Annotated in this window: 7 protein-coding genes; 3 read left to right on the top strand and 4 right to left on the bottom strand. The window is 71.1% G+C overall.

The features are described from left to right. Nucleotides 1-190: 190 nt before the first annotated feature. The 3 genes from OG417_RS42750 to OG417_RS42760 all read right to left on the bottom strand — a co-directional run bounded on the left by OG417_RS42750 (nucleotide 191) and on the right by OG417_RS42760 (nucleotide 3,898). Complete coding sequence (locus OG417_RS42750) at nucleotides 191-1,864, bottom strand: ABC transporter permease (RefSeq protein ID WP_329241708.1); 1,674 nt, start codon at nucleotides 1,862-1,864, stop codon at nucleotides 191-193. Continuing rightward, nucleotides 1,861-2,775 carry an ABC transporter ATP-binding protein gene (locus OG417_RS42755; RefSeq protein WP_329241710.1) on the bottom strand — a complete coding sequence of 305 codons (915 nt, stop codon included), beginning with the start codon at nucleotides 2,773-2,775 and terminating at the stop codon, nucleotides 1,861-1,863. The genes OG417_RS42750 and OG417_RS42755 overlap by 4 nt, the downstream gene beginning before the upstream one ends. 175 nt (nucleotides 2,776-2,950) lie before the next feature. Further along, nucleotides 2,951-3,898 (bottom strand): alpha/beta fold hydrolase, encoded by a 948-nt coding sequence (locus OG417_RS42760; protein WP_329241713.1) that lies wholly within the window; start codon nucleotides 3,896-3,898, stop codon nucleotides 2,951-2,953. A gap of 291 nt (nucleotides 3,899-4,189) precedes the next feature. On the opposite strand from OG417_RS42760, the gene OG417_RS42765 reads away from it, so the two are divergent. Continuing rightward, entirely contained in the window at nucleotides 4,190-5,383 is a 1,194-nt protein-coding gene (locus OG417_RS42765) for a cytochrome P450 (RefSeq protein WP_329241717.1), read from the top strand. 166 nt (nucleotides 5,384-5,549) lie between these two features. Here OG417_RS42765 and OG417_RS42770 read toward each other — a convergent pair whose 3' ends face one another. After that, nucleotides 5,550-8,813, bottom strand: coding sequence for an AfsR/SARP family transcriptional regulator (locus OG417_RS42770; protein ID WP_329241720.1), 3,264 nt, complete (start codon nucleotides 8,811-8,813; stop codon nucleotides 5,550-5,552). A gap of 279 nt (nucleotides 8,814-9,092) precedes the next feature. On the opposite strand from OG417_RS42770, the gene OG417_RS42775 reads away from it, so the two are divergent. Further along, on the top strand, nucleotides 9,093-10,346 hold the full coding sequence (locus OG417_RS42775) for a cytochrome P450 (RefSeq protein ID WP_329241723.1): 1,254 nt from the start codon (nucleotides 9,093-9,095) through the stop codon (nucleotides 10,344-10,346). An 87-nt stretch (nucleotides 10,347-10,433) separates the two neighbouring features. Further along, a complete protein-coding gene (locus tag OG417_RS42780; protein WP_329241726.1) occupies nucleotides 10,434-11,267 on the top strand; it encodes a class I SAM-dependent methyltransferase in 834 nt (277 codons plus the stop codon). Nucleotides 11,268-11,559: the final 292 nt, after the last annotated feature.

Raw genomic sequence — 11,559 nt, forward strand, 5'->3', positions numbered from 1 at the left:
CGGTCGCGCCCATCGCCGGCGCGAGGCCGTGCGACGCGCGTCGCGAGTGGGCCTTCGAGGCTCTGCCCAGGCGGTCGCCGTCAAACCGGAATGTACGAGTTCGCCCTCGTAGCGATATTGAGGCGGATTCGAGGCTCGGTCGAGGCGCCGGTCGTACTCGGCGTGACCGCCGGGACGAGGCGGCCGCGCCTCACGACACACCGATGTCGCGCCGCCCGACCCGGTACAGGCCCACGGCTGCGAGCAGCACCGCCGAACCGAGGAACCACAGCAGCGGCGCCGCGTGCACGGACGCGGCCGGGGCCTTGGGCGCGTGCGTGAACGGTGAGATGTCGAGCACCGCCTGGTCGAAGCGGAGGCTCGCGCCGATCTGCGTCAGCAGCACGGCGCCCACCACCGCCACCCACGCCACCGCGGTGAACCGGGGCAGGAAGGCGTGAACGACGAAGGCCACCGCCGCCATCAGGAGCGCCGCGGGAACCTGGACCAGCGCACCCCCGAGTACGCGCGGCAGCTGCCCGCCGAGATCATCCGCACGCAGGCCGTGGACGAGCCCGGCGACCAGCCCGGACGCGACCATGATGACGGTCACCCCCACCGCCGCCGTGACCAGGTGGGCGGCGCACCACTTTCGCCGGCCGACCGCCGTGGCCAGCACCATCTCGGTGCGGAGGCCGTCTTCCTCCGCCCGCAGCCGGAGCACCGCGGACACGACGTAGATCGCCGACACCATGCCCGCGAGGCTCAGCGTCCATGCGATCCAGCTGTCGGAGGGCACACGCGATCCGCCGAGCCGCGCGAGCAGGTCCACCGAGCCACCGGACTTGGCCATGTCGTCCATCTCCACGGCGAAGGATCCGAAGACGCCGGCGAACAGCGCGATGCCCACGCCCCACCCGGCGATTCCGCCACGCTGCAGGCGCCACGCCAGCCCCCAGGCACTGCCGAAGCGCGGAGTGGCGCGAGCCCGGCCCAGGCGCGCCGGGATCAGCCCCGCGTCAATGTCGCGGCGCACCACCAGCGCCGCGGCCGCACCCACCAGGACGACCGCCAGGGCGAACATCAGGGCCGCCACCCACCAGCGTTCCCCGGCGTACGGGCGGACCTCGAACGCCCAGCCGAGCGGCGACGCCCACGACAGGTGCCGCAGCGGGCTCCGCCCGTCGGCGATCAGGCCGGCGTCGCCGATGGCCCGGAGCACGAGCGCGGCGCCGAACACCGCGACGGAAGTGCCCATCGCCGTACGCGAGTGCTGGAAGACCTGGGCGAACAGCGCGCCGACGCCCGCGAACGTCCAGCCGACGAGGGTCAGGACCAGCCCGAAGGCGACGCAGCCGGGCGCCGGCAGGCCGAAGGCGAGCATGATCAGCGTGGAGACGGCGCCGAGGACGAGATCGGCTCCGCCCACCACGACCACGGCCGCCGCCAGCCGCCCGTACCGGCTCACCCCGGTCGAGGCGATGAGCTCGGCGCGTCCGGTCTCCTCGTCGGTGCGCGTGTAACGGACGATCAGCAGCAGGCTGCCGAGCGCCATGCCGAACATGATGATGGTGAGCGCCTCGGCGACGGCGATGCCGCCTTTGGTGGTCAATCCGTAGAGCGGTCCGCTGAAGGCCGCCGCGGCGGCGCTGTCGCCGATGTGGGCGGCGTACTCCTGTCGCTGAGCCAGGGTCTGCTGGTTGCGGACGACACTGGACACCAGGGAGACCAGGATGCCGAGCGTCAGCAGCGCCCAGACGATGAGCCGGACGCGGTCCCGGCGCAACGCCATGCGCGCGAGCGAGCCGCAGCCGGCGAGCCTCGGGGCGCCGCGGACGGACGCCGTGCCGGTGGGCGGTGACGGGGTACGGACCGGCGCGCTCACAGCGCGGGCTCCTTGTCCGCCGCCGTCGCCTGATCCCGGTAGTGCCGCAGGAACGTCTCCTCCAGCGACGGCGGCCGGCTGATCAGCTCCCGGATGTCGTACTCGGCCAGCCGGCTCATCAGCGCGCCGATTCGTCCGGTCTCGACCTGGCAGCTCAACCGCAGGCCCTCGATGTGCAGCTCGTGAACGCCGGGCAGCTGCTCCAGGCCCTCCGGCCGGCGCGCGAGCTCGGCCCGGATCGAGGCGCGGGTCAGGTGACGGAGATCGGCCATCGTGCCCGTCTCCACGATCTTGCCGGCGCGGATGATGGTGATCCGGTCGCAGAGCTGTTCCACCTCGGCGAGGATGTGGCTGGCCAGGAAGACCGTACGACCCGCCTTGCGCTCCTCGGCGATGCAGTCCTTGAAGACCTCGGCCATCAGCGGGTCCAGCCCGGATGTGGGCTCGTCCAGGATGAGCAGCTCCACCCCGGACGCCAGCGCGGCGACCAGCGCCACCTTCTGGCGGTTGCCCTTGGAGTAGGCCCGGGCCTTCTTGCGGGGATCGAGCTCGAAGCGGTCCAGGAGCTCATCGCGGCGGCGTCGGTCGAGACCACCGCGCAACCGGCCGAGCAGATCGATGATCTCCCCTCCGGAGACGGTGGGCCAGAGGCTGACGTCTCCGGGCACGTACGCGAGACGCCGGTGCAGTTCGGTCGCGTCACGCCAGGGATCGCCGTCCAGCAGCCTGACGGTGCCGGCGTCCGCACGCAGCAGGCCCAGCAGAATCCGGATCGTCGTGCTCTTCCCCGCACCGTTGGGGCCGAGGAACCCGTGTACCTCACCGGCGCGTACGGCCAGATCGATGCCCGCGAGCGCGGTGGTGGCGCCGAAACGCTTGACCAGGCCCTCGGTTTCAAACGCGTAGCTCATGAGTCGGAGACTGCCAGCCGCCGCTGGTAGAGCGCCTACAGAAGGCTGGCAGCCCGCGCAGGCGAGCGCTTTGTCCCGTCCGGTACGGCCTGCTGCCGTGGATAACGGCGGCCGGTACCGGTCATCGCGGCCGGACGGTTCCCATACGACGACCTTTCGAACCTGGCACGCCGGCTCAGCCGAGTGACGCGAAGAACTCCAGCATCGCCGCGTTCACCTCGTCGGGTCGCTCCTGCTGCGTCCAGTGCCCGCAGCCGGGCAACCGCACGGTGCCGCGCAGGTTCGGCACCACTTCGGGCGAGACGGGCTCCTCCGGCAACATCCGAAGGCTCATATCGCGGTCGCCGACGATGTACAGAGCCGGGGGAAGTATGGGAACGCCGTGCCATGGGGCGGTGAGCGCCCAGTTGCGGTCCATGTTGCGGTACCAGTTGAGCCCGCCGGTGAATCCCGCCTCCGCGAACTCCGCCACGTAGGCGTCGATGTCCTCCTCGGTCAGCCAGCCGGGCAACTTCTCCGGGTCGGGACACAGGTCCAGGAATCCGCCACCGTCCGGCACGACCATGGCGCCGCCCTGAGGGCCGTCGCCCGACGGCGCGTACAGCACCCGGCGAAACGTGTCGTACGGGTCTCGGGAGAGCTCCGCGTCCGCGACCCCCGGCTTCTGGAAGTAGAGCATGTAGTAGCCCTTGCCCATGCCGACGCGCATGAGCAGGGTCGCCGGTGCCGGGGTCCGCGGGACGTAGGGCATGCTGAGCCCGATGACGCCGCGGACCCGGTCGGGACGCAGCAGCGCCGTGTGCCAGGCGACTCCGGCGCCCCAGTCATGGCCGGCGACCACCGCGTTCTCCTCGCCGAGTGCGTCCATGAGCCCGATCACGTCGCCGACCAGGTGCATGATCGTGTAGTCCTCGACCCTTCCCGGCCGATCGCTGCGCGCGTACCCGCGCTGGTCCGGCGCGACGACGTGGTATCCCTCGCGGGCCAGGGCGGTCAGCTGATGCCGCCACGAGTACCAGCACTCGGGGAAGCCGTGGATCAGCAGCACCAACGGACCGGAGCCGGCCTCGGCGATGTGCAGCCGCATGCGGTTCACTCTGACGAACCGGTGGGCGATCTCCACCTCGACACCTCCTGTGTCCCCGCCGGCGCCCAGAAACCCTCGCACCGGCTGATCCATACGAGTGGCGACAATGTCATCCCGTCGGCCGGCGGCCGTCCAGGATCGCTCAATTCTTGGTGGAATATCGCTGGAGCCGGACGATGAATTCCAAAGGCGACCGGAGGCCGGTGACGGCGGAAATCGATTTCTCGCGAGAATGGCGCGCAGAAGAGCAATCTGGAAACTTCCCCGGCGCGATCGCCTCGCCTCACACTCACGAGAAGACCGGCGATACTCGAGAGGTGCCGCGACATGACGCAGCAGGATGAAGGAGTCTTTTCGGCACGGCCCGACGGGTCGCCGCCACCGGAGTTCGCCAGACGCCGGGCCGACGCACCGCTCGCTCCGGTCACGCTGCCCAGCGGCGACGAGGTGACCATGGCCGTCCGGTACGCCGACGTGCACGAGGTTCTGACCAATCCCGCCTTCAGCCGCGAGGCGACACTCGCACCGGACGCGCCGCGGATCCTGCCGGGTGAGGAGTTCGGCGAGGATCCCAACGCTCTGACCAACATGGACCCGCCACGGCACACACGGGTGCGCCGCATCGTGACCGGCATCTTCAGCCCGCGGAACGTGAAGGCGTGGCATCCGAAGATCCTCGCCATCACCGAGCACCTCACGGACGGCCTGGTCGCCCAGGGGACTCCCGCGGATCTCATCTCGGCGTTCACCGTTCCGCTGCCGATCCAGATCATGTGCGAGCTCCTCGGGGTGCCTCCGGCGGACCGCGAGAAGTTCCAGACGTGGACGGACATGATCATCTCCAGTACCGCGTTCACGGTGGAAGAGCGCATCGCGGCCGCTGGGGAGTTCTCCGGATACGTTCGTGAGCTGATCGCCGCACGTCGCGGCAGCGAGGACGACGCACTGATCGACGCGCTGATCAGCGCGCACGACGAGGGCGAACGCCTCAGCGAGGCCGAGCTGGTCCACCTGACCGTCATGCTGATCATGGCCGGGTACGAGACGACGGCCACGGTGCTCGCCCGGGGCGTCCTCAGCCTGCTGACGACCGACCAGTACCGGGTGCTGTGCGCCGAGCCTGAGATCATCCCCGGTGCGGTGGAGGAACTGCTGCGCTACGGCATGCCCAGCGACGGCGGCCTCCTGCGGATGGCGACCAGCGACGTGCGGTTGCCCTCCGGGGTGGTCCGCGCCGGTCAGACCGTGATGCCGTCGATGGCCTCGGCCAACCGCGACCCGGAGGTATTCCCCGACCCGGAGCGGTTCGACGTGCGCCGCGCCGAATGCCCTCACCTGACGTTCGGGCAGGGTCCGCACTACTGCGCGGGCGCCAACCTCGCCCGGCACGAGCTCCGCCTGGCGCTGGAGACGCTGACACGACGGTTGCCCGGCCTGCGCCTGGCCGTCGCCGCGGACGAGGTGGAATGGAGGAGCGGCCTGCTCCTCCGCGCCCCGCTGCGCCTGCCCGTGACCTGGTGACCGGGCTCGGGCCGAGCTCGTCAGAGCGCCCCGCCCGCATCGGTGGCCGGGCGGGGCGGAGTGTCCCGGCGGGGCGAGCCGGTGGCGCTTCGGGGCCGTACGCGCGGCGCCCGCCCGAGAGACGGGCGGAACGCGCGGTGCCGGCACGGCGGGAGCGCGATGCGTCTCACGACTCCGCCGAGGCCGGGCAGGAAGACGCGAGCAGCGCGAGCGCGTCGTCGCGGTCCAGGGCCACCCCACGGTCGTAGGCCGTGTCGAAGGCGCCTTCTCCCAGATCGCCGCGCAGCTCGTCGGCGAGTCTCGCGTCGTCTCGGCCGAACGTGCCCGTCGTGCCGTGCAGGACGTGGGACGCGCCGAGGATCTCGGCGGCCCGCCCGGCCGCTCCCCGCCGTCGCTGAAGGCGGGCGATGCCGATACCGACGGCGGCCACCAGCGGGAGGTCGGCGACCTCCCGCGCCAGCCGCAGAGCCTCGGCGAGTTGCCGCTGCGCCGTCGGCAGGTCACCCACGGCCGCCGTCAGCCGCCCTCGAACCGTCTCCAGCATGGCGATCATCAGCGCGTCCCGTGTGTGCGCATGTTCGACGCTGCGCGCCGCCGCGGCGAGATGCCGCTCGGCCTCCGCGAGGTCGCCGGTGTCCAGCGCCAGGTTGCACAGTGAGATCCGGGTCAGAGCCGCGGCGCGCGCCGGCGTCCGAGAATGGTGACCGTCCACGGTCTCGAGGAGCTCCGCCCGCGCACGTTCGACGTCTCCGACCTGGATACGTGCCTCGGCGAGCCAGATCCGCTGCTGGAACGCCTCACCGGCGGTGCCGAGCTCGCGCATCAGCCGGATCGACTCCTCCAGGGCGGCCACGGCCGCGCGGCCGGTACCCAGCGCCATCTGGGAGCCGCCGAGGAACGTCAGCGCCATGGCCAGCCCCCAGCGCTCGCCGAGCCGGCGGAACTCCTTCGCGGCGATCTCCAGCTCCTGGCGCATCGCGTCCATGTCGCCGCTGTTGGCCAGCATGAACGAGCGTACGAGCCGCAGCATGGCATCCGTCCAGCAGTCGCCGGGCAGCACCGGATCGCCGACGGCCACGAGCCCGGCGGCCGGATCGTCGTCCATCAGGGCCAGCAGCATCCCGGCGAGAGTCACCATCGGGTCGGCGCCCTGCCGCCCGGCCTCCCGGATACGGCGGCGCATCGCCTCGGTGACCAGCCGAGGGTGGCGGGGTCCTTCCGACAGGACCAGGTTGAACAGGTGGAAGGCCGTCGCCCTCGCCCAGGCGGCGTCCGGCACCGGACCGGGAACGTCGAGGGCCCTGCGCAACCGCCGTGCCGCCTCGGCGTGGTCACCCTGTGCGGTCCAGAAGAAGCCGAGTGCCGCCGCGAGGCGTACGGCCGTCTCGGCGTCGCCGGTCTCGCAGGCGTAGTGAAGAGCCGCCATCAGGTTGTCGTGCTCGGCCCTCAGCGACGACAGCCAGCGCACCTGGTCCGGTCCGTGCAGGTGGGGTACGGCGCGTTCGGCCAGCCGCAGGAAGAACGCGGTGTGTGCGGCCCTGACCTCGGCGAACTCCCCCGCTGCGGCCAGCCGCTCAAGACCGTACTCCCGCACGGTCTCGAGCATCCGGTAGCGCGCCTCCGGCCCGTCGAGCATACGGAGGAGCGACTTGTCCACCAGCGCGTGCAGCGCGTCCAGCACGTGCCCGGACGGGGCCGCGACCCAGTCCGCGCCGGCGGGTGTGATCACGGCCGGGAACACCGCCAGCCGCGTCAGGAACCGACGTTCCTCGTCGGCCAGGAGTTCCCAGCTCCAGTCGACGACGGCACGCAATGTCTGATGGCGTGGCAGCACCGTACGGCTGCCGCCGGTGAGCAGGAGGAAGCGCTGGTCCAGCCGGGCGGCCAGCTCTTCCAGCGGCAGCGCCCGAAGCCGGGCCGCGGCCAGCTCGATGGCCAGCGGAAGCCCGTCCAGCCGGCGGCAGATCTCCGCGACGACCGGCATGGCGTCGGCGCCGAGCTTCAGGTCGGGCCGCACCGAGGCGGTCCGGTCGAGGAAGAGACGGATCGAGGGGCTCTCCAGCACCTCCGTCGCGGGGGCGCCCGGCTCGGGCGTGGCCAGCGGGTCCACCGCGCACAGCGTCTCACCGGCGATCGCCAGCGGCTCACGGCTCGTCGCCAGGACCTTGAGGCCCGGGCAGCGGGCGAGCAGTTCCTCGGCCAGCCGGGCGACCGCGTCGATCAGATGCTCGCAGTTGTCCAGGACGAGGAGCGTCTCAGTGCCGGAGAGCACGTCGATCAGCCGGGTCACCGTGTCACGTGGCCCATCTCCTCCCTCCAAAAGCCCCTCGCGCAGGCCGAGAACACCGACCACGGCGCTGGGCACGTCGGCGGGATCGTTCAGGCGAGCGAGCTCGACGAGCCACGCGCCACCGGAGAAGGAGTCCTCCACCTGGCCCGCGTACGTGGTCGCCAACCGCGTCTTGCCCGCCCCTCCATGGCCGACAAGCGTCACCAGGCGGCCGCGCCGGAGATCGGCCTCGATCTGGGACAGCTCGTTCTCGCGGCCGACGAAACTCGTCAGCGACGTCCAGTGGCCGGTCCGGGGACCGGTGTGGGGGTGGGTTCGGGGGCCGGCGTGAGGCTCGGTGTGGAGGCGGGCGGTGCGGGGACCGGTCCGGGAGACGGCCTCGCGAGCGGGCCGTTCGTTCTCGACGAGAGAGCCGCGCAGCGCGGACAGGTGAAGGTCCTGCAGGCCCGGACCTGGGTCGGCGCCCAGTTCGTCGGCGAGGAAGTTGCGAAAGTCCTCATAGGCCGCCAGCGCCTCGGCGCGCCGGCCTGAAGCGTGCAGCGCCTTGATGTGCAGACCACGCAGGCGCTCCCGCAGCGGGTGCGCGGCGATCAGCTCGCCCAGCTCGGCCACGGTGTCGGATTCGCCGGTGCCGCCCAGCAACTCGGCCTCGACCCGGTCCTCGATCGCCGCGAGTCTCAGCTCCCGTAGCCGGCCGACGGTGGCTTCGACATAGGGGGTCTGCGCCACGCCCGCGAGCGGGTCGCCCCGCCAGAGTTCGAGCGCCTCCCTTAACCGTGAAACGGCGAGCCGCGGATCTCCTTCGGAAAGCGCCCGCCGCCCTTCGAGGGCGAGCCGTTCGAAATGCAGGGCGTCGACGGCGTCCGGATCGATGTCCAGACAATAACCTCCATGAGCCCAACGCAGCTCCGAGGCGTCGGCGAGCACCCTGCGTAGCCGCGATACGAGGGTATGCAACGCATTCACACGATCGGCGGGCTGCTCGCTCCACCAGATCGCCTCGGCCAGCGCCTCGACCGTGACCGCCCGGCCCGCGTCGAGCGCGAGCCTGGCCAGGAATGTGCGCAGACGGGCCCCTCCGACCTGCACCTGTGTGTCCTCGATCAGCACCTCGAGCGGCCCCAGGATACCCACGCGCATGGGGACCAGTCTGCCATCGGGATCCCTGACTGCCCAGCTTTACCGCTCATTACCCGATCCCGCCCGCTTCGCGCCGAGCGACCGGAGCAATCTGGGCGAAGACAAGCCGGGGAAATGCATCACATTCTCTACTTATCGAGAGAGTTCCGCATCGGTGGTCAGGAACTGTGAAGCCCTGAGAGCCGGTGGCACTCCCTCGTATCCCGTGCGGATTGTCGCGTCGGCGGCGCGAACCGCCGGCGCCCGTACGCGACCGCCAGCCGCATGGAAGGATCTCCGATGGCCCAGGCTCCCTCCGACATCACGACCGCGGCGGCCCGCGTCGACCCTGACGCCGAACAGCTGTTCCAGCGGATCATGATGGATCCGACCAACGAGAATCCGTACGCCGGATACCACGAACTGCGCCGCCGGGCTCCCGCCCTCCTCACCGCGGACGGCACTCTGGTGCTGACGCGCCACGCCGACTGCGACGCGGCGCTGCGGCACCGTTCGCTCGGCAAGGGCAACGAGATCCAGGGCTTCCGCCTGAGGCCGATCCCGGAGGACCGGCTGCGCGAGCTGATGACACGGCTGGAGCGCAGCATGTCGTTCGCCAACCCGCCGGATCACAGCCGGCTGCGGCGCGTGGTGAGCTCCGCCTTCACCCACCGCCACATCGAGAGCCTGCGGCCGGCGATCACGGCCCGGGTGGATGATCTGCTCGATGGTCTCGCCGAGCGGCCCGGCGCCGACTTCATGACCGGCTTCGCGCAGCGCCTTCCCGTGGGCGTCGTCGGTGACCTGCTCGGCGTTCCGGAGGAAGATCGCGCGGGCTTCGGGTCCAAGGTCGCCGACCAGGCGGCCATGGTGGAGCCCACCGCCGACGCCGACACGCTCAGCCGGGCCATCACCGCCGAGGCCGAGCTCGCCGCGTACTTCAGTGAACTGCTCGCCCACAAGCGCGAACACCCCGCCGACGACCTGCTGAGCCGGCTCGTCGGCCCGGAGGCCCAGGGGCGCCTGGAAGAGGTCGAGATGGTCTCCACCGCGCTCCTGCTCCTGGGCGCGGGCATCGAGACGACGGGTCACCTGCTCGGCAACACGCTGCACACGCTGCTGAACCACCCCGCCGCGCTGGACGCGCTCCGCGACGACCCCGGCGCGATCCCGGGTGCGGTGGAAGAGGTGCTGCGCTTTGACTCGCCGGTGCAGTTCGACGCCCGTACGGTCCTGGAGCCGGTCACCTTCGCCGGCGCCGAGCTCGAGCCCGGCCAGACAGTGACGATCATGTTGGCGGCCGGCAACTACGACCCCGCGCGCTTCGACGACCCCGACACCTTCGACATCGGCCGCACCGACAACGCTCACCTCTCATTCGCCTCGGGTATCCACTTCTGCCTCGGCGCCGGGCTCGCGAGGCTGGAGGTGCAGATCTTCCTCGAGCGGCTCCTGTCCCGCAGCACCTCCGTCGCGCTCGCCGGCGCAGTGCAGCGCCGGCCCGGTCTCGGCCTGCGCGGTTTCGCGCAGATGCCCCTGACACTCCGATTCTGACCACCGGTAGTCGCCGCCCGGCGACGCCGGCCGGTGTTCGTCCGAACGACATCCACGTCCAAGCGACATCCATCGAAGGAGCCTTCAATGGGCACGAAAGTCAACGCTGCTCAGGCCGACCACTGGAACGGTGACGAGGGTGTGTTCTGGGCCGAAGAGCACGAGCGTTGGGACCACCTCAACAGCGCCTTCAACGATCACATGTTCGCCAAGGCGGCCATCGGCCCGGAGAACCGCGTCCTCGACATCGGTTGCGGAAACGGCCAGACGACACGGCTGGCCGCCCTCCGGGCCCCTCGCGGTAGCGCTGTCGGGTTCGACATCTCCGCTCCCATGCTGGAGCGGGCCCGCGCCCTCACCGCCGCCGAGGGGGTGACCAATGTGGAGTTCGTCGAGGGCGACGCGCAGATCTACGCGTTTCCCGAGAACAGCTTCGACGCGGTCATCAGCCGGTTCGGCCTGACGTTCTTCGAAGACCCGTACGCCGCGATGGTCAACATCGCGCGGGGACTTCGTTCAGGAGGCCGGCTCTCGGCCATCGTCCACGGCGACGTGACGCGGACGGACTGGCCGCTCATCTTCGGGGCCGTCCAGGAGCAGCTCGCCCTGCCGTGGGTCAAGGAGCCCAAGGAGAACCCCATGGCCGACCCCGACCACATCGCCGAGGTGCTCGAGGGCGCCGGCTTCACCGACGTGGCGTTCCCCCACGTCATGGAGTCGCGGTCCTGGGGGAAGGACGCCGAGGACGTGGCCGGCTTCCTGTTGAGCTGGACGCCGATGCGGGTCAGCCTCTCCCAGGTGGACGAGGAGACCGCCGGCCGCGCTCGCCGGGCATGCGTCGAGGCCCTGCGTCCCTTCGAGACGTCCGCCGGGGTGGTCATGCGTACCCCTGCCTGGGTCGTCAGCGGCACCCTTTCCTAGCGCTTCGGGCGCAGGGCTCTCCTGTCTTCGCGGCGGCTTCCACCGCAGGTGTCCTTTCCGGCGGCGCCGCCGTAGGACCCGGCCGGGCCGTCGCGGGGCATCGTCCTTCCGGCGGCTCGGCCGCAGAGGCCCGCCTTCCGGCGACGCCGCGGCCGAGCCTCCCCGCCCGACGCCTCGCTCCGACGGACCGGACCACCGGCGGCGTCAGGCGGGGCGGATCCGGCTCAAAGTTCAGAGCGTTCACCGCACAGCCTCCCTGGGGATCCACGGCCAGGGAGGCATCTCGCCGTGC

Source organism: Actinoallomurus sp. NBC_01490 (genome assembly GCF_036227085.1).
GTDB lineage: Bacteria > Actinomycetota > Actinomycetes > Streptosporangiales > Streptosporangiaceae > Actinoallomurus > Actinoallomurus oryzae.